We start from the raw sequence: 18,818 nt of genomic DNA, 5'->3' as shown, positions 1-18,818 counted from the left end.
CCGCGCATTATAACCAGCGTTCCAGGCTTGGGGGTGCGTCATGGTCTGTAGGCTTGTTGCCCGAATTTCTGTAGGCAGAGGAAAAATCTGCTAACAATGCACACGGGTGCGTATAACGGCAGCTAGGCCATAATGCGCGCCGAGATCAAAGGAGCTTCCTATGAGCAGCACCGCACAAACTGCTGAAGGCGAAAAAATTCTGATTGTTGACGACGATCCCGGGCTGAGCAGCCTGCTGGAGCGCTTTTTCGTCAGCAAGGGCTACCGCGCCCGCACCGTACCCAACACCGAGCAGATGGACCGCCTGCTGGCCCGCGAAGTGTTCAACCTGGTGGTGCTGGACCTGATGCTGCCCGGCGAGGATGGCCTGACCGCTTGCCGCCGTCTGCGCAGCGCCAACAACCAGATCCCGATCATCATGCTCACCGCCAAGGGCGACGAGCTGAGCCGCATCAAGGGGCTCGAACTGGGTGCCGACGACTACCTGGCCAAGCCGTTCAACCCGGACGAGCTGATGGCCCGCGTCAAGGCCGTGCTGCGCCGCCAATCGGCGCCAGTGCCAGGCGCGCCGGGCAGCGAAGACGAGAGCGTGACCTTCGGGGACTACGAGCTGTCCCTGGCCACGCGCGAGCTCAAGCGCGGCGAAGAAGTCCACATGCTCACCACCGGCGAGTTCGCCGTGCTCAAGGCGCTGGTGATGAATGCCCGCCAACCGCTGACCCGCGACAAGCTGATGAACCTGGCCCGTGGCCGTGAATGGGACGCGCTGGAGCGTTCCATCGACGTGCAGATTTCCCGTCTGCGCCGGATGATCGAGCCCGACCCTTCCAAGCCGCGTTACATCCAGACCGTCTGGGGTGTGGGTTATGTCTTCGTGCCGGATGGTGCCGCCAGCAAGTGATCGGCGATTTGTAGGAGCGGGTGGCCTGGCGGGTTGAATGTATTCTTCCAGGCGACTCGCGGTCCGTCATTGTGCGAGCATCGCTCGCTCCTGCAAGTGTGTAGCGGTTATTCATGAAAACCCCCGTTTGGTTCCCCCAGAGTTTCTTTTCCCGCACCCTCTGGCTGGTGCTCATCGTCGTGCTCTTCTCCAAGGCGCTGACGCTGGTGTACCTGTTGATGAACGAAGACGTTCTGGTGGACCGGCAGTACAGTCACGGCGTGGCCTTGACCCTGCGGGCCTATTGGGCGGCGGACGAGACCAATCGAACCAAGATCGCTGAAGCGGCGACGCTGATCCGTGTCGTCGGTGCCGGTGTGCCGGAGGGCGAACAGCATTGGCCCTACAGCGAGATCTACCAGCGCCAGATGCAGGCTGAGCTGGGCGCCGATACCGAGGTCCGCTTGCGCATGCACTCGCCTCCGGCGCTGTGGGTGCGCGCTCCGAGCCTGGGGGATGGCTGGCTGAAAGTGCCGCTGTACCCGCATCCGCTACGCGGCCAGAAGATCTGGAACGTTCTTGGCTGGTTCCTGGCCATCGGCCTGCTGTCGACGGCCTCGGCCTGGATTTTCGTCAGCCAGCTCAACCAGCCGTTGAAGCGCCTGGTCTACGCGGCGCGCCAACTGGGCCAGGGTCGCAGCGTACGACTGCCCATCAGCGACACGCCCAGCGAAATGACCGAGGTCTACCGGGCGTTCAACCAGATGGCCGAGGATGTCGAGCAGGCCGGGCGCGAGCGCGAACTGATGCTCGCCGGCGTCTCCCACGACCTGCGCACGCCGTTGACCCGGCTGCGGCTGTCCCTGGAGCTGATGGGCGAGCACACCGACCTGACCGATGAAATGGTCCGCGACATCGAGGACATGGACGCGATTCTCGACCAGTTCCTGGCGTTCATTCGCGACGGTCGGGACGAGTCGGTGGAAGAGGTGGACCTGACCGAGCTGGTGCGCGAAGTCGCCGCTCCCTATAACCAGGCCGATGAGAAGGTGCATCTGCGCCTGGAGCCGATCCAGCCGTTCCCGCTGCGCCGGGTATCGATGAAGCGGCTGCTGAACAACCTGATCGGCAATGCCCTGAACCATGCCGGCACCGGCGTCGAAGTGGCGGCGTATGTCTCTGGCGACACCAATGCGCCTTACGTGGTGCTGAGCGTCATGGACCGTGGCGCCGGCATCGATCCGTCGGAGTTGGAAGCCATTTTCAACCCCTTCACCCGTGGTGACCGCGCCCGCGGTGGCAAGGGCACGGGCCTGGGCCTGGCCATCGTCAAGCGTATCGCCTCGATGCATGGCGGCAACGTCGAGCTGCGCAATCGCGCCGGCGGTGGGTTGGAAGCACGGGTGCGCTTGCCGTTGGGCTTGATGCTGCCTCGGGATGCGGTATAGCCATCTCTCTCAAGTAAGACAGATAGCTTGTGGGAGCGAGCTTGCTCGCGATGACGGTGTTTCAGTCAACATCAACGTGGCTGAGCCGACGCCATCGCGAGCAAGCTCGCTCCCACAGGGTTTTGTGTTGAGTTAACCCTTGCCCTTGGTGCGGGTCATGTTCGGCCCGCCATTCTTTTCCAGATGCTCGATGATGATGCCGGCCACGTTCTTGCCCGTGGTCGTCTCGATCCCTTCCAGGCCCGGCGAGGAATTGACCTCCATCACCAGCGGCCCGTGATTGGAGCGCAGGATGTCCACGCCCGCGACAGCCAGGCCCATGACCTTGGCGGCGCGCAGGGCGGTCATGCGTTCTTCCGGGGTGATCTTGATCAGGCTCGCGCTGCCGCCGCGATGCAGGTTGGAGCGGAACTCCCCGGGCCTGGCCTGGCGCTTCATCGAGGCGATCACCTTGTCGCCGACCACGAAGCAGCGGATGTCCGCGCCGCCGGCTTCCTTGATGTACTCCTGCACCATGATGTTCTGCTTCAGGCCCATGAATGCCTCGATCACCGACTCCGCCGCCGTCGCGGTTTCACACAGCACCACGCCGATGCCCTGGGTGCCTTCCAGCACCTTGATCACCAGCGGCGCACCGTTGACCATCGCGATCAGGTCGGGAATGTCATCGGGGGAGTGTGCAAAGCCGGTCACCGGCAAGCCGATACCGCGCCGCGACAGTAGTTGCAGCGAGCGCAATTTGTCCCGGGACCGGGCGATGGCCACCGATTCATTCAGGGGATACACCCCCATCATTTCGAACTGGCGCAACACCGCGCAGCCATAGAAGGTCACCGAGGCACCGATGCGCGGGATCACCGCATCGAAGCCTTCCAGCGGCTTGCCGCGGTAATGGATCTGCGGCTTGTGGCTGGCGATGTTCATGTAGGCGCGCAGGGTGTCGATCACCACCATTTCATGGCCACGTTCGGTGCCGGCTTCAACCAGGCGGCGAGTGGAATACAGACGCGGATTACGCGACAGCACAGCGATCTTCATGCAACACCTGTGGCAGAGGTAGTGGACACCGGGAATGCCGGCTTGTCTTGAACGTATTTGGTACCTGGATTGACCACCAACTGGCCGTCGATCAAGGCTTTGGAACCCAGCAGCAGGCGATAGCGCATGGATTTGCGGCAGGCCAGGGTGAACTCGACCCGCCAGACCCGATCACCCAGCGCCAACGTGGTGCTGATCACGTAGCGGACCTGGGCGTGGCCGTTGGAACTCTTGATGGTCTTGCGCGCCACCAGCGGGGCTTCGCAGCGGCGATGGCGCAACTGCACCACCGTGCCGAGGTGTGCGGTGAAACGCACCCACTTCTCGCCATCGCGCTCGAACGGTTCGATGTCCGTGGCGTGCAGGCTGGAGGTGCTGGCACCGGTGTCGATTTTTGCCCGAAGGCCCGCGACTCCCAGATCCGGGAGCGCGACCCACTCGCGCAGACCGACGACGGTCAAATGGTCAAAAGTCTTCAATAAAACAACCTGCGGTCAGTACATCGAATCGTGGACTCCGCGAATCGCGGTATTCACGCAGAATAATCACAAAATGGCGACAGTTATCTACCCGCCTGCGCGCTCACCGATTTATACATCCCGTCCGATGGAGCGGTCTGGCAGCATTCTATCCGTCGGGCCGGATTCGTGCGCCCGTCAAAAACGGTAGTACAGTTCTGACCATTGGCAGTGGAGAGGAATTGCAGTGGCACAAAAAAAGGAAGAGGACGACAAGGTCCGTCTCGATAAATGGTTGTGGGCGGCGCGTTTCTACAAGACGCGCGCGCTCGCCAAGGCCGCCATCGAAAGCGGAAAGGTCCATCACCGCGGGGAGCGTTGCAAGCCGGGCAAGGAACCGCGTGTCGGCGATGAATTTGTCATCCGCACCGGGTTCGATGAGAAAACCGTGGTGGTCGAAGCCCTGTCGATCGTGCGTCGCGGGGCACCGGAGGCCCAGGCGCTGTATCACGAAACCGAAGCGAGCATCGCCAAGCGCGAAGCCGCGGCTGCGCAACGCAAGGCGGGGGCCCTGGGTGTCAGCACCGATGGCAAGCCAAGCAAGAAGCAGCGTCGGGACCTGTTCAAGTTTCGGGGCGACAATAGCGAGTAAGCACTGGTGGGGTGCCAATCAGTGATGCGAATGGAGTGCAGATTGTGGCGAGGGGATTTATCCCCGTTGGACTGCGCAGCAGTCCGTTACATTTTTCGTCTGTTTGCCTGTTTGCGCTTGTTCCATTTTTGGGGCTGCTACGCAGCCCAGCGGGGATAAATCCCCTCGCCACAGGAGCGGGAGCAAGCTTCCTCGCCACGATGCTTATCAGCGATTGCGCCGACCTCTTCCCGTCAGCCAGGTCCTCACCTTGCTTGGAACCCACCCTGATTGCCCATAAAATGCCTGTCATCCATTGTCATCACCTCAGATACCAGACTCTATGACTGATTTACCGGACACCGATTACACCCAACGTTTCATCTTCGATGACAGCGACGCCCGCGGCGAGCTGGTGGCGTTGGAGCGTAGCTACGCCGAAGTCCTTGCCAAGCACCCCTATCCAGAGCCGGTCGCGCAACTGCTCGGCGAACTGATGGCAGCGGCGGCGTTGCTGGTCGGCACCCTGAAGTTCGATGGCCTGCTGATTCTCCAGGCCCGTTCCGAAGGCCCTGTGCCGCTGCTGATGATCGAGTGTTCCAGTGAACGCGAGATCCGCGGCCTGGCGCGCTATGACGCCGAGCAGATCGCGCCCGACGCGACCCTGGCCGACCTGATGCCCAATGGCGTGCTGGCCCTCACGGTCGATCCGACCCAGGGCAAGCGCTACCAAGGTATTGTCGATCTCGACGGCGCGACCCTGGCCGAATGCTTCACCAACTACTTCGTCATGTCCCAGCAGACCAACACCCGTTTCTGGTTGTACGCCGACGGGCGGCGTGCCCGCGGCCTGCTGCTGCAACAATTGCCTGCCGACCGCATTCGTGACCCCGAGGAACGCGACGCCAGCTGGCAGCACATCACCGCGCTGGCCAGCACCTTGAGCGCCGATGAACTGCTCGGCCTGGACAACGAAACCGTGCTTCATCGCCTTTACCACGAAGAGGCCGTGCGCCTGTTCGACGGCCAGCCGTTGCGCTTCCAATGCAGTTGCTCCCGTGAACGTTCCGGCAATGCGCTGGTCAGTCTGGGTCTGGAAGATGCGCAGCAGTTGGTGATCGAGCACGGTGGCGCCATCGAAATCGATTGCCAGTTCTGCAACGAGCGCTACCTGTTCGACGCGGCGGACATTGCTCAATTGTTCGCCGGTGCGGGTGTCGACACACCGTCAGATACTCGTCACTAAAACGGTTCAGCGCAGGTAAATCTCCTGGCAAACGCCGGATTTACGCCGTACTGACGGGAGGGCCCTACTCTTTTTGGGCATTTCTGGCATAATCCGGCCCACTTTTTTCGGGTAGTAGTGCGCGACTTCCTACTACAAAACGTTTGGAGCACTCGGCCACGGGCCGACGGGGAATCTCATGACGCAAGCCAATAACGCCGTGTACACCGATCTGAGTGTCGATGAACTGGTCAAAGAAGCCCTGAATCGCGGTGAAGGCGAGCTTGCCGATACCGGCGCACTGGTTGTTCGTACCGGTCATCGTACCGGCCGTTCGCCAGTCGACCGTTTCATTGTTGAAGAGCCAACCACCCAGGACGCCATTGCCTGGGGCCCGATCAACCGCAAGTTCCCGGCCGACAAGTTCGATGCCCTGTGGAACCGTGTCGAGGCCTACCTGGGCGAGCGCGAGCGTTTTGTCTCCCATGTGCATGTAGGTTCCGATCCTGCGCACTACCTGCCGGTCAAGATGACCACCGAGACCGCCTGGCACAACCTGTTCGGCCGCTGCCTGTTCATCAACCCCGAGCAGTACAACGCCGGTGGCAAGGATGAGTGGCAGATCATCAACGCGCCAAACTTTGTCTGCGAGCCTGAGCGTGACGGCACCAACTCCGATGGCACCGTGATCATCAATTTCGCGGCCAAGAAAGTGCTGATCGCCGGCATGCGCTACGCCGGTGAAATGAAAAAAGCCCTGTTCTCCGTACAGAACTTCCTGCTGCCGGCTGCTGACGTGCTGCCGATGCACTGCGCCGCCAACATGGGCGAAGAGGGCGATGTGACCCTGTTCTTCGGCCTGTCGGGCACTGGCAAGACCACCCTTTCCGCCGACGAAAGCCGTTACCTGATCGGCGACGACGAGCACGGCTGGGGCGTGGGCGTGGTCTTCAATATCGAAGGCGGTTGCTATGCCAAGTGCATCGACCTGTCCGAGAAGAACGAGCCGGTGATCTGGAAAGCCATCCAGCACGGCGCCGTACTGGAAAACGTGGTCCTGGACCCGGTCACCAAGAAAGCCGACTACGCCGACGACAGCCTGACCCAGAACAGCCGCGCAGCCTACCCGCGTGAACTGATCGAAAAACGCGCACCGAAGAACCTCGGTGGCGAGCCAAACGCCGTGATCTTCCTGACCTGCGACCTGACCGGCGTACTGCCACCAGTGTCGATCCTCAGCGAAGAGCAAGCCGCCTACCACTTCCTGTCCGGCTACACCGCACTGGTGGGTTCGACCGAAATGGGTTCGGGCAGCGGCATCAAGTCGACCTTCTCCACCTGCTTCGGCGCCCCGTTCTTCCCGCGTCCTGCCGGTGAATACGCTGAACTGCTGATCAAGCGTATCCGTGGTTTCGGCTCCAAGGTCTACCTGGTCAACACCGGCTGGACCGGTGGTGGCTACGGCGTTGGCAAGCGCTTTAACATCCCGACCACCCGTGCGGTGATCGCGGCCATCCAGAGCGGCGCGCTGATCGGTGCTGAAACCGAACACCTGGACATCATCAACCTGGACGTGCCGCTGGCGGTTCCAGGCGTCGAAACTGGCTTGCTGAACCCACGCAACACCTGGGCTGACAAGGCTGCCTACGACGAAGCGGCCAAGGCACTGGCCGGTCTGTTCACCGAGAACTTCAAGAAGTTCGACGTGAGCGACGCCATCAAGGCCGCTGGCCCGCAGCTGTAAGGCTCGGACAGCGTAAAAAAACCGCCCTTCGGGGCGGTTTTTTCATGGGGGTGATTTGTTCGAGAAGTGAAAGGCGGGCGCCATGGTTTCCTGCTCGCGCCTGGACAGTCCCAGGAAACCGCTGCGATAAAGCCTTCACCGACTTTCGAGCATCCTGGAAAAGTTAATCAGACTGTCAGGATGTTGCAGGTCCAGCTACTGGGGTTTCGATAGCCAGAATGGGCGGCTCTTCTGGGATTTCCATGCATCCGCCCAGTAGCAGGGACAGGATCAAGGTGGTGGGTAAGGCGAGTTTGTACGACATGGTCATTCCCTTTTTTCCAAGTTTGCGAGCCGCAGGCGTCTTGCCGTTGGCGGTTTCGGTGCAATGTGTTTGCTAGGTTTTTGTTCAGTCCGTCATGTGTTCAGGCCGGCGTAACGAGGCTGCCTCAAGGTCCATCAACCCTCTGCCATAGGCTTCGCTGTTGGCATAGATACCCGAGCGGTTGGCCGTCGCCAGGAGGTGTTCACGGACTTGTTGCGGGCTGAGTGCTGGATACAGGCTTTGTAGCGCCGCGAGCGCGCCACTGACTAAGGCGGCGGCCGGCGATGTGCCGGCGGTTTGCACGTAGCGACCGTCCTTGCCTACGGTGAGCAGCCCGGCCTCTGCGCCTGTGTCGCCGCCGGGGACCGCGATGCACCAGGCGGCTGCAACGCCGCAATAGTTGGATTTTCCATTGATGGCACTGCCGTCGTTTTTCAATGCAACGACCGCGATCCAACCCTTCTCCAGTTCGGGGAGCGCCCGCGGCAATCCAGGTTCGGCAAGGGGCTCACGCTTGAGTTCGTTACCCGTCGGGAAGATAAATACGGCACCGTCGGATACCAGTTTCCGGGCGACCGCCAAGGCGTCGGGCATCACCTGGTTGTAGCGTGCCTCAGTGATTTCGGTTGCCGGGATGGCATTGGCCCAGGAGTTGTTGAACAGGCGAGCACCTTTGTCGAATCCGCTTTGCCAGGATTGGGCAATGTTGTTATCGAAGAAAAACGGCTCGTTGTCGTCGCCGAAACGAAAGGGTACCAACCGGGCATTGAAGGCGATGCCATGCATGCCTTGGCCATCCTTGTTGGCGGCGAGGATGCCGGCCATTTGCGTGCCGTGGCCGACTCGGTCAAGCGTGCCGGCGCGCCCCTCGACATAGTCGAACCCGGGGTCGGCCAGCCTGCCTTCGAACTCCTTCAGTTGGGTGTTGAGCCCCGAGTCGACCAGCGCCACCACGACGTCCTGGCCGGTGCCGCCGCGGGCGTATAAAGCCGAGGCCTTTACCACTGCCAAGCCTTGTTGGGCGAAATATTCCGGTGTTTCGAACGTGGTCGGCTCAGCGCCAGATCGTTCGGGAGGGGTCAGGCAACCGGCCAACAGCGAGGCCGACGCAAGCATGAGCGCGCGTAATGCGGTAGATGGATGTGGCATGGTTCAGTCCTTGAACAGAGTTCTGGGCGCCAAGCTTCCTGGCCCGACGCAACGTATGTAGACGGCGACCTTAACGCGCAAACGGAACGGGAGCGAAGCATCAAAATGCCCGAACTTGTAACGCCTCATGGCGAGGCGGAAGGCCCCTCACGCGGTATCTCCAGTAGCGTTTCTGCCCCCGACCTATTCTCGAGTCGCCGCTTTGTCCCGCAGGCTGAGGCAGCACGGCCGTCAAATTGCTGTTCATTGCAATAAGGAGGAACGATCCCACAACAGTCTAGGAAGCGTCTGCTAAGCGTTCTCTCGGTTGCTCGGTAAGGTTCGTCACACCCTTTCAAATCCGGGTAGATACGGCCGGGCAAGGACGAACGATGAGTAAAGGAAAACCCGGTGAGCCCCAGGTCTGGGAGCGCCATGGTGGCGACTGGGGCTATAGGAGGCTGCGGGATATGACCCCAGCCGAGCTGGCCAAGCGCGAAGTCGATCAACAACGCCACGACGCCATGCTCGGCAGGCAGGACGCTTACATGAAGGCGCGTCTGGCCCAACTACACCAAGAGCACGCTCCCGCCATACGAGGCTGCGTATTCACCAAATCCTGCAAGTTGCCCGATGCGGTTATCGACTACTGCAATCCAACCGGCTACATCCCTACGGAGCTTGTGAAAGAGTACGGCACGGTGACGCTGCTGGGTGGGCGCCAGGTAGATGAGTCGGGACGCGTACCGCTGAAAAGAATCACCGGTGCGTTGCCGGCCAGCTTCGGAACGTTCGCCTTGGGCGGGACGGCATTGAGCGCAATCGGTACAGGCACCAGTGCCGCTGTCGGCGCGATCTCCGCACCTGTGGCGGCGGGTACGCTGCTGGGCCTGGTGGGCTTGCTGGCGCCTACCAGCCTGGGTGACGGCTCACTCTACACCGAAGATCAATTGCGCTCCTTGGAACAAGCTCGCACCCGTGTGCGCTTGCATATCGAAACCCGAGCCGACGGGACGTTGAAAGGGTATGGCTACAACACCCAGGCGCGGCCCGACTGGGAAATGATTCCGGTGGTGACTTTCCAGGTTCGCGGCGACCTCTATGTCGCGGACTTTGGCGATGGGGTCGAATTGATCTGGACGCCAGCGCAGGATCCTTCGGCGACGCTGGGAATACCGGCCTTGGAGGCCGCTCCCCAGGCCCCACCTATCTGGATCTTTCCACCGACTCCTGCGGCGGACAGCATTATCGTCAATCCGATTTATCCACCGGAGTACAAGGATTTCATTCTTGTGTTTCCAGCGGATTCCGGGGTTTCGCCGCTGTACATAGTTTTTAGTGTTCGGCGTAAAGGGTTGCCGGACGTAGGGCATGATTACCATGTCGCACCCAAGGTGACGGAGATTGCAGGGTTCCCAGACTTAAGAGTTGTTAAAAAGAAGACTCCTCGCCAGGGAGGCGGCGGCTTTCGAGAGCGGTGGGCCGATAAAAAAGGCAGAATAATTTATGAGTGGGATTTCATGCACGGCGAACTTGAGGCATACCGTGCGAGCGATGGAAGTCATTTGGGGGCCTATGATTATTTAACGGGCGAGCAAATTGATGGTCCCAAACCAGATCGTAATATCAAAAAATATTTGTGAGGGAATGATGGGTTTAAAACTCAAATTGGATTGGTACGACAAGGAAACCGAGCTTGGTGAGGGGCGTGAGTACACCAAGGATTTTGGCGATGATCCTTGGGTGATGGATGCTCTCGGTGTTCCGGTCGAGGATAATATAAATGTAGGCGGTTTTAACGTGATTGATGAGTGGGTCGCAATATTGCAACCCCATTTTGAACACGTTCTTGATTTGTCTGGCTACGACTATCAAGTGTCATTTGATTATCGGGATGTTTGGTGAGCATAAATTAAACTCTGTTCAGCTTGCTTGCATCACACGCTGTAAACAAACCAAGTTCACATTAAACCTGGGGCGTCGGGCCATGCTCTACACAGTTGAAGCTTTTTACAATAATACTGGGTTGCTCGCTTTTGAAGAGAGGGTTCCCGAGGGTTATGACGAGGTTCTGAGGGGGATTATGGGCTGGGCTACTGATCAGCAAGGGTGGGAGGGCTATGATTTGACAAGGTATCAGCTTGAAAGCTTAGAAACGATATTGGGGAAAAGTATTTATGATCCTGTTCTTCTTTTTCAAATGAGTTGTAGTTGTCATGCTTAGTAAGCTGCATAGTTGATGTTTTTTAGGGGATTAAGTGTCTGCTGAAAAGCTTTAGCAGATTAGGCGGGTGATGAAAATGGAAGAGAAGTTGGGGAGTGGGGAAAATTTCAGTGTGCTGGGTTTTTTCCAGGTAAGGAGGGTGTAGTATTTGAGCAATGCATCCACTTGTCGGTGGAACAGCTTATGCCTGTGATGCAATGGGGAGTTGCCGAAAATCACGTTGGCGCGGACTTTAAGCTTTCTGCAAAGCAAGTGTTGGAAAGTGAAACGGTTGGGAAGGATAACCTTCTCCAAGGAATTGGATCTTTACTTAACGTCGTATGGTTGACTATCTTCTGGTTATGGTAAAGCGAGGGTATCCATCTGATGAATGCCCGCCATCACACGAATAAATTTCAAAAAAAGTCTCACGCTGACTAAGGTGAAGGCTGTCTTTGGATCGCCAACAAGAGAGCAAAAATGAGCCAGACACCCTTCGATATTCAGCGCGCCGCCGTGGTCGGTGCAGGCACCATGGGGCGGGGCATTGTGATGTGCCTGGCCAATGCCGGAGTGGCGGTGCAGTGGGTCGACAACAATCCACAGATGCTTGAGCAGGCTCTGGTCGCGGTGGCTGAGACCTACGCCCATGGTGTGCGTCAGGGACGTATTGACCAGGGCGAAGCCGATGCCCGGATCGCGCGGGTCACCCGCGCAGACGACTACACGGCAATCCGCGACGTGGACCTGGTGATCGAGGCGGTGTACGAAAACCTTGATCTCAAGCAAAGCATCTTCCGTGAGCTCGATAGCCTGCTCAAACCCGAGGCGATCCTGGCAAGCAACACCTCGGCGCTGGACATCGACGCCATCGCGGCCGTCACCGGCCGCCCCGGCCAAGTCCTGGGGCTGCACTTCTTCAGTCCGGCGCACATCATGAAACTGCTGGAAGTCGTTCGCGGTGCCCAAACGTCCCAGGCCGTGCTGGAGGCGGCGCTGGCGTTGGGCAAGCGCATGGGCAAGGTCAGCGTGGTCTCGGGCAATTGCCACGGTTTCATCGGTAACCGGATGCTCCACCCTTATGTGCTGGAGGCTCGCAAGATGCTGCTGGAGGGCGCATTCCCTCATCAAGTGGATGCGGCCTTGCAAGGCTTCGGCTTTGCCATGGGCCCGTTCCGCATGTATGACGTGGTTGGCATCGACCTGGAATGGCGGGCTCGCGAGTTGGCGGGCAAAGGTCAGGATGCGCCCGAGGTGCAAGTGGACAACCGCTTGTGCGAGCTGGGCCGGTTCGGCCAGAAAAGCGGCAATGGGTACTATCACTATGAACCTGGCAGCCGTCAGGCCGAACAGGATGTCGAGGTCGACGCGCTGGTGCAGGAGGTCAGCGAAGCACTGGGTTTCCAGCGTCGCGAGATCAGCCACGAGGAAATCCTGGAGCGCTGCTTGCTGGCGTTGGTCAACGAAGGGGCGAAGATCCTGCAGGAAGGCATTGCCGCGTCGGCCCACGACATAGACCTGGTTTACCTCAACGGCTATGGCTTTCCCGCAGACAAGGGCGGGCCGATGGCCTGGGCGGACAGCCAAGGGCTTGAAGACATTCATGCTCGCCTGCTGGCGCTCGAGACGAGGCAGGGCGACCATTGGCAGCCTGCACGCCTGATCGGCGAACTGGCCATGCAGGGCAAGGGTTTTGCCCAACGCTAGGCCGCCGCTCCCGTGAACCCTTCGACAATCGCAAAGGACACCTGATGCCGCAACGTAGCGAATACCCGCATCTGCAAGCCATCACCACGCGCTGGCACGACAATGATGTGTACGGTCACGTCAACAACGTCACCTACTACAGCTTCTTCGACACGGCGGTGAACACCTACCTGATCGAAGTGGGCGGCCTGGATATCCATGAAGGGGACGTGGTGGGGTTCGTGGTGAGTTCGGCCTGCGATTACTTTGCGTCGATCGCCTTTCCAGACCGGATCGAAATCGGCTTGCGGGTAGGCAAGCTGGGCAGCAGTTCAGTGCAGTATGAATTGGCGGTCTTCAAGGTGGGCGAGGAGGAGGCCTGTGCGGCGGGGCGCTTTGTCCACGTGTTCGTGGACCGGGTGTCGAATCGCCCCGTGGCCATTCCAGACCGGTTACGCGGGGCGATGGAGCGACTGCTGGTCTGAAACGAAAAATCGCAGCGTGCGATCAGGCGCTGGGGGAGCGCTGCGCAGGCTGCGATTTTTATCGCTGTAGCAATCAGCGATCAGTCGCGGTAGTGGTGGCGATGCTTGCGATGCCCGTAGGCATGGCCGCGGCCGGGGTGACCGTCACGGTAGTAGCGGCGATCGCCACGGCGCCCTTCATAGCGACGATCATCGTCGTCGTCCTTGCCCATGTAGTTACCCAGCGCGCCGCCGGCGCCACCGCCCGCTGCCGCGCCGATCAGGCTGCCGGTGCTGCCGCCGACACTGCGACCAACCACGTTACCGCCGGCTGCGCCCAGTGCGCCGCCGATGGCTGCTTCGCCACGGCTGTGTTTGTCTGCGCCAACTGCACTACCACCCGCGCCGCCCAGGGCTGCGCCGATAGTGGAGCCGGTGTTGCCGCCCAGGGACTGGCCGACGACCGAACCCAAAACCCCGCCCAATGCGCCGCCAACGCCTGCTTCGGCAGTACCGCCAGCAGAAGCGATGCCACTGACCAGGCCAAGGGACAACAAGAGAATGGAGGAGAACTTCATAGAGGAGCCTCAAAGGGATGACGGCGCGATCCTGAGGCTGGCTTCGCTTGGTGACAATCGAAATCCGACGAGTAGCACGACTTGTGCACAATTCTCTAAGTTATTGTTTTTAGGGCGGAACTTAAGGTGTTTTGGCCGGTCTTTAGCTACTTCAGACAGGCCGTTTTCTTAGGAAAACGGCCTTTTTCGTGGGCGCTGGAAAATTCCCGTGGCGAGGTCGCAGGCGTCCTCGCCACCGGTTTGATCAGGCCGACTTGGCCAGGATCAGGCCATTCTCGCTCGCCGCTTCCAGGCGGATCGCCACGAACTTCGACGTCGGCGTGTGGCTTTCGTCACCGGTGCTTTCCAGCGGCACCAGGGGGTTCACTTCCGGGTAATAGGCCGCGGCCTGCCCGGCGGGAATGTCGAACGCGAGCAGGGTGAAGCCTTTGACCCGACGCTCGCGGCCATCATCCCAGAGCGAGACGATATCGGCCTTCTGCCCTGGCTTGAAGCCCAGGCGAATGATGTCCGCCTCGTTGACGAACAACACGTCCCGCTGGCCCTTCACGCCACGATAACGGTCGTCGAGGCCGTAGATGGTGGTGTTGTACTGATCGTGGGAGCGCATCGATTGCATGATCAGGTCGGGCTGTTGGCCGGTGGAGCGAGTGCGTTCATGCACCAGGTCGGCCGGCAGCAGGTTGGGTTTGAAATTGGCCCGGCCCGAGGCAGTGTTCCAGCGACGCGCGCCGGCGCTGTTACCCAGGTAGAAACCACCGGGGTTCTGCAGCTTTTCGTTGAAGTCCTTGAAGCCCGGCACCGTGTCGGCGATCAGCTCGCGAATGCGGTTGTAGTCGGCCGCCAGCCAGTTCCAGTCCACCGGACGGCTGCCCAGCGTGGCGGCGGCGATGCCGGCGATGATCCAGGGTTCGGAGCGCATCTGGTTGGACAATGGCTGCAACTGGCCCTTGGAGGCGTGGACCATGCTGAAGGAGTCTTCGACGGTGACTGCTTGCGCGCCTTCGGTTTGCAGGTCGATGTCGGTGCGGCCCAGGCACGGCAGGATCAGCGCTTCTTTCCCGTGGGCCAGGTGGCTGCGGTTGAGCTTGGTGCTGATCTGCACGGTCAGGTCGCAGTTGGCCAGGGCCTCGAAGGTCCGACGGCTGTCTGGCGTGGCCTGGGCAAAGTTGCCGCCCAGGGCGATGAAGACTTTCGCCTCGCCGTTGGCCATGGCATGGATCGCCTCGACCACGTTGTGGCCATATTCGCGCGGTACCTTGAACTGGAAGCGCCGCTCCAGCGCGTCGAGGAAGGCCGTCGGCGGGCGTTCGTTGATGCCCATGGTGCGGTCGCCCTGGACGTTGCTGTGGCCGCGTACCGGGCACAGGCCAGCGCCTGGCCGGCCGATGTTGCCGCGCAGCATCATCAGGTTGGCGATTTCCTGGATGGTCGCTACCGAATGGCGATGCTGGGTGATCCCCATCGCCCAGCACATGATCACGTTCTTGCTCTTGGCGTACATGCGCGCCGCTTGCTCGATTTCCACCAGGGACAGGCCCGATTGCTCGACGATCTGTTCCCACGGCGTGTCGTCGACCACGGCCAGGTAATCCAGCACGTTGACGCTGTGTTCATTGAGGAACGCGTGGTCGAACACCGCTGGAGCGCCGGCTTTCTGGGCGTCACGCTCCCATTGCAGCAGGAACTTCGCCATGCCGCGCAGGATCGCCATGTCGCCACCCAACGCCGGGCGGAAATAGGCGGTGTTGGTCGGTTTGTCGCCGTTGGTGAGCATTTCGAACGGGTGCTGCGGATGCTGGAAACGCTCCAGGCCGCGCTCCTTGAGCGGGTTGATGCACACCACCTGGGCGCCGCGCTTCACGGCTTCGCGCAGCGGTTCGAGCATCCGTGGGTGGTTGGTGCCGGGGTTCTGGCCCCAGACGAAAATGGCGTCGGCGTGCTCGAAGTCGTCGAAGGTCACCGTGCCCTTGCCCACGCCTACGCTCTGGGACAGCGCCACGCCGCTGGCTTCGTGGCACATGTTCGAGCAGTCGGGGAAGTTGTTGGTGCCGTAGGCGCGGACGAACAATTGATACAGGTAGGCCGCTTCGTTGCTGGCCCGGCCCGAAGTGTAGAACTCGGCCTGGTTCGGGTTGGAAAGCCCTTGCAGGTGCTTGCCGATCAGGGCGAACGCCGCTTCCCAGCCGATGGGCGTGTAGCGATCGGTCTCGGCGTCGTAGCGCATCGGCTCGGTCAGGCGGCCCTGGTATTCGAGCCAGTAGTCACTTTGCTCCAACAGCGAGGTCACGCTGTGCTTGGCGAAGAAGGCCGCATCGACGCGGCGCTTGGTGGCTTCCCAGTTCACCGCCTTGGCACCGTTCTCGCAAAACTTGACCATGCCGCTTTCCGGCGAGTCACCCCATGCGCAGCCCGGGCAGTCGAAACCACCGTTCTGGTTGGTCTTGAGCATCATGCGGATATTTTTCAGCGCGTTATCGCTGGTCAACCAGGCTTGGGCGACGCTGATCAGCGCGCCCCAACCACCGGCCGGGCCCTTGTAGGGCTTGTAGCGCGGAACGGGTTTCTGGTCGGCTTGTTGATGATTGCTCACGCGTGATTCTCCATCGCAGGGCTGTAGACCCGCGGCGCACTTTTTTGCGGCAGGTGGATAAGGTTGAGGTTGTGTTGACGGGCCCATTGCACGGCAAGGCCGGTGGGCGACGACAGGCTGACCAGGGTCTGGATGCCGGCCCGCAGCACTTTCTGGATCAGTTCGAGGCTGCAACGGCTGGTGACGATCGCCACGCCACCGGTGACCTGGATCCGTTGCCGGACCAATGCACCGATCAGCTTGTCGAGGGCGTTGTGCCGGCCAATGTCTTCGCGGCCCAGCAACAGTTCGCCCTGGGCGTTCATGAACAGCGCGGCGTGAACCGCACCGCAGTATTGGCCCAGTGGCTGGAACTGGCCGATGCGCTGACGCAGGCCTTCGAGCCATGGCGCGGGCGGCAACGCGGCACCGGGCAAGACCTTGAGGTTCGGCAGCGCCTGTTCCAGCGCTTCCACGCCGCATAATCCGCAGCCGCTGGTGCCCGCCAACTGCCGGCGTTGCTGCTTGAGGTTCCAGAACGCGCGGTTGGCGATGGTCACCTGGGCAGACTGGGCCGAACCACTGCCGCTCAGTTGCAGGTCGTAGATGTCGGATGCGTCTTCGATGATGCCGCTGCCCAGGCTGAAACCGACGATGAAGTCTTCCAGGTCGGTGGGGGTGACCAGCATCACGGCCTGGCTGATGCCGTTGTAGGCGATCGCCAACGCCACTTCCTCGGCCAGCGCGGCGCTGTCGGCTTGGGAGTGGTCCAGGTTGACGTATTGATAGCTCTGGCTCGCGGTGGGCACGGGTGCTTGCACCGCGGGCACCGGGCAGGCCGGAGGCTTGGTTTTCATGACATCACCGATGTGTGGAATAGTGACAAGACTAAATGCGGCAATCTGCCACGTCTAATCGCTATTACTGATCTATCAATAGATGACGTCGATCAAGAAGCTGTCGCTGATTTCTGATAGAGCGCGAAACAGGCTTCCGCCAGCGCCGAGCGGGGGGCGCCACGCCGCATGATCATCCCCAGCGGCACCAGGGTGTGCGCGCTGTCGATGGGTTGGATGCGCAAGTCTTCGGTGAGGACGTCCAGGCCGCTGTCCAGCGGCATTACCGCGCAGCACAGCCCGCCGTGCACCGCTTGCAACAATTGATGCACGGCGTCGGTTTGCAGCAGCGGTTGCGGCGTGAGGCCCCGGCTGTGGAAGTGGTAGTCGATGGACTGGCGAAAATGCATGCCGCTGGTGAGCATGCCCAACGGCAGTTCAATCAACGCTTGCCAGCTCAGCGCCTGTTCGCCGAAGAAGAAATACCGCTGGTCATACAGCAGGCCCATGCGGGTCTGGCTGAAGGGCAAGGCCTCGAAGCGTTCGTTGTCCAGGCGTTCCAGGTAGGAAATGCCCAGGTCGATGCGGTTGTTCGCCAGTTGTTCGAGAATCTGTTCGGAGCTCAGGGACGACAATTCGAAACGCAGGTTGGGGTGCTCGTCGTGCAGGCGCTGCATCATCGACAGCGGGTCGAAGTCCGACAACGGCACCACGCCCAGGCGCAGCGTACCCGCCAGGTTGCCGCGACAGGCCGCCGCCTCCGCCAGCAGGCCGTCATGGGCGGCCAGCACCGTGCGTGCCCAGGCCAGCACCCGCTCTCCCGGGGCAGTGAAGCCTTCGAAGCGCTGGCCGCGGTTGACCAGTGGCAGGCCGAGTTCTTCCTCGAGGCTGCGCAGGCGCATCGACAGGGTGGGCTGGGTGATGTGGCAGCGGGCGGCGGCTTGGCCGAAATGACGGGTTTCATCCAGGGCGATGAGAAATTTCAGCTGCTTGATGTCCATCTTCGCTCCAGCGCGCGGGAAGATTCGGATTCTAGCGCTTGTGCGTGACGGGGTCATTGGTCGGCTTGGCGTCGGGTTCGCCTGGCTTGGTCTAGTCTTTGGCGTCTGGATACCTAATCAAGGAGCGTGTGCCATGAGTCTTTTTAGCTTTGTGAAGGAAGCAGGTGAAAAGCTGATCGACCTGCTGACGCCTGGCAATGCTGATGCGAGCGAGCAGTTGAAAGAACACATCAACAAGGTCGGTCTCGGTAATCCGAATGTGCATGCCACCATCGAAGGCGATACCGTCACCGTCACCGGTGAAGTGGCAAGCCAGGAAGAGAAGGAAAAAATCCTGTTGGCGGTGGGCAATATCGCCGGTGTCGGCAGTGTCGACGACCAGATCACCGTCACCGGTCCGGTGGCCCAGGCGGCACGTTTCGTCACGGTGAAAAAAGGTGACACCCTCAGTGCGATCGCCAAGGCCGAGTACGGGGATGCGAACAAGTACAACAAGATCTTCGAAGCCAACAAACCGCTGCTGTCGCACCCGGACAAGATCTATCCGGGGCAGGTGTTGCGTATTCCTGAGTAACCGATACCTGTGGCGAGGGCGCTTGTTCCCGCTCGGCTGCGTAGCAGT

General features: G+C 60.6%; 18 protein-coding genes. 10 read left to right on the top strand and 8 right to left on the bottom strand.

Annotation, left to right across the window (positions count from 1 at the left end; genetic code table 11):
• Positions 1 to 160: 160 nt before the first annotated feature.
• Both VM99_06730 and VM99_06725 read left to right on the top strand, forming a co-directional pair.
• Positions 161 to 901, top strand: a complete 741-nt coding sequence (locus tag VM99_06730; protein AKJ97768.1) for a chemotaxis protein CheY — start codon at positions 161 to 163, stop codon at positions 899 to 901.
• A 113-nt stretch (positions 902 to 1,014) separates the two neighbouring features.
• On the top strand, positions 1,015 to 2,328 hold the full coding sequence (locus VM99_06725) for an ATPase (protein ID AKJ97767.1): 1,314 nt from the start codon (positions 1,015 to 1,017) through the stop codon (positions 2,326 to 2,328).
• Between the two features lie 132 nt (positions 2,329 to 2,460).
• Here VM99_06725 and VM99_06720 read toward each other — a convergent pair whose 3' ends face one another.
• Complete coding sequence (locus tag VM99_06720) at positions 2,461 to 3,366, bottom strand: ribosomal protein S6 modification protein (GenBank protein ID AKJ97766.1); 906 nt, start codon at positions 3,364 to 3,366, stop codon at positions 2,461 to 2,463.
• Entirely contained in the window at positions 3,363 to 3,845 is a 483-nt protein-coding gene (locus tag VM99_06715) for a ribosomal protein S6 modification protein (GenBank protein ID AKJ97765.1), read from the bottom strand. The genes VM99_06720 and VM99_06715 overlap by 4 nt, the downstream gene beginning before the upstream one ends.
• 226 nt (positions 3,846 to 4,071) lie before the next feature.
• Between VM99_06715 and VM99_06710 the strand changes: the two genes are divergently transcribed.
• The 3 genes from VM99_06710 to VM99_06700 all read left to right on the top strand — a co-directional run bounded on the left by VM99_06710 (position 4,072) and on the right by VM99_06700 (position 7,424).
• Positions 4,072 to 4,476 carry an RNA-binding protein S4 gene (locus VM99_06710; protein ID AKJ97764.1) on the top strand — a complete coding sequence of 135 codons (405 nt, stop codon included), beginning with the start codon at positions 4,072 to 4,074 and terminating at the stop codon, positions 4,474 to 4,476.
• Between the two features lie 322 nt (positions 4,477 to 4,798).
• The gene (locus VM99_06705; GenBank protein AKJ97763.1) at positions 4,799 to 5,701 is read left to right on the top strand and encodes a molecular chaperone Hsp33; all 903 of its coding nucleotides are present in this window, start codon (positions 4,799 to 4,801) and stop codon (positions 5,699 to 5,701) included.
• Between the two features lie 178 nt (positions 5,702 to 5,879).
• Positions 5,880 to 7,424, top strand: a complete 1,545-nt coding sequence (locus VM99_06700; GenBank protein AKJ97762.1) for a phosphoenolpyruvate carboxykinase [ATP] — start codon at positions 5,880 to 5,882, stop codon at positions 7,422 to 7,424.
• Positions 7,425 to 7,812: 388 nt separating this feature from the next.
• Here VM99_06700 and VM99_06695 read toward each other — a convergent pair whose 3' ends face one another.
• Positions 7,813 to 8,877: a serine protease gene (locus VM99_06695; GenBank protein ID AKJ97761.1), complete on the bottom strand. Its 1,065-nt coding sequence runs from the start codon at positions 8,875 to 8,877 to the stop codon at positions 7,813 to 7,815.
• A gap of 371 nt (positions 8,878 to 9,248) precedes the next feature.
• Here VM99_06695 and VM99_06690 point away from each other — a divergent pair, with 371 nt between their 5' ends.
• A complete protein-coding gene (locus VM99_06690; protein ID AKJ97760.1) occupies positions 9,249 to 10,499 on the top strand; it encodes a toxin in 1,251 nt (416 codons plus the stop codon).
• A 13-nt stretch (positions 10,500 to 10,512) separates the two neighbouring features.
• On the opposite strand, the gene VM99_06685 is transcribed toward VM99_06690, so the two are convergent.
• Entirely contained in the window at positions 10,513 to 10,692 is a 180-nt protein-coding gene (locus VM99_06685; GenBank protein ID AKJ97759.1) for a hypothetical protein, read from the bottom strand.
• 151 nt (positions 10,693 to 10,843) lie between these two features.
• Here VM99_06685 and VM99_06680 point away from each other — a divergent pair, with 151 nt between their 5' ends.
• The 3 genes from VM99_06680 to VM99_06670 all read left to right on the top strand — a co-directional run bounded on the left by VM99_06680 (position 10,844) and on the right by VM99_06670 (position 13,230).
• Positions 10,844 to 11,080: a hypothetical protein gene (locus VM99_06680; protein ID AKK01707.1), complete on the top strand. Its 237-nt coding sequence runs from the start codon at positions 10,844 to 10,846 to the stop codon at positions 11,078 to 11,080.
• 459 nt (positions 11,081 to 11,539) lie between these two features.
• On the top strand, positions 11,540 to 12,766 hold the full coding sequence (locus VM99_06675) for a 3-hydroxyacyl-CoA dehydrogenase (protein ID AKJ97758.1): 1,227 nt from the start codon (positions 11,540 to 11,542) through the stop codon (positions 12,764 to 12,766).
• Positions 12,767 to 12,810: 44 nt separating this feature from the next.
• Complete coding sequence (locus VM99_06670) at positions 12,811 to 13,230, top strand: thioesterase (protein AKJ97757.1); 420 nt, start codon at positions 12,811 to 12,813, stop codon at positions 13,228 to 13,230.
• Between the two features lie 80 nt (positions 13,231 to 13,310).
• Here VM99_06670 and VM99_06665 read toward each other — a convergent pair whose 3' ends face one another.
• The 4 genes from VM99_06665 to VM99_06650 all read right to left on the bottom strand — a co-directional run bounded on the left by VM99_06665 (position 13,311) and on the right by VM99_06650 (position 18,196).
• Entirely contained in the window at positions 13,311 to 13,787 is a 477-nt protein-coding gene (locus VM99_06665) for a surface antigen (GenBank protein AKJ97756.1), read from the bottom strand.
• 244 nt (positions 13,788 to 14,031) lie between these two features.
• A complete protein-coding gene (locus VM99_06660) occupies positions 14,032 to 16,380 on the bottom strand; it encodes a CbbBc protein (GenBank protein ID AKJ97755.1) in 2,349 nt (782 codons plus the stop codon).
• Positions 16,377 to 17,216, bottom strand: a complete 840-nt coding sequence (locus VM99_06655; GenBank protein ID AKJ97754.1) for an iron ABC transporter substrate-binding protein — start codon at positions 17,214 to 17,216, stop codon at positions 16,377 to 16,379. Before VM99_06655 ends, VM99_06660 begins: the two co-directional genes overlap by 4 nt.
• Positions 17,217 to 17,308: 92 nt before the next feature.
• Positions 17,309 to 18,196, bottom strand: a complete 888-nt coding sequence (locus tag VM99_06650; GenBank protein ID AKJ97753.1) for a LysR family transcriptional regulator — start codon at positions 18,194 to 18,196, stop codon at positions 17,309 to 17,311.
• A gap of 133 nt (positions 18,197 to 18,329) precedes the next feature.
• Here VM99_06650 and VM99_06645 point away from each other — a divergent pair, with 133 nt between their 5' ends.
• Complete coding sequence (locus VM99_06645) at positions 18,330 to 18,770, top strand: peptidoglycan-binding protein LysM (protein ID AKJ97752.1); 441 nt, start codon at positions 18,330 to 18,332, stop codon at positions 18,768 to 18,770.
• The last annotated feature ends 48 nt before the right edge of the window (positions 18,771 to 18,818 follow it).

It is taken from the genome of Pseudomonas chlororaphis, from assembly GCA_001023535.1.
Classification (GTDB): Bacteria; Pseudomonadota; Gammaproteobacteria; order Pseudomonadales; family Pseudomonadaceae; genus Aquipseudomonas; species Aquipseudomonas chlororaphis_E.
This window is presented reverse-complemented; position numbering and strand designations above follow the sequence as displayed.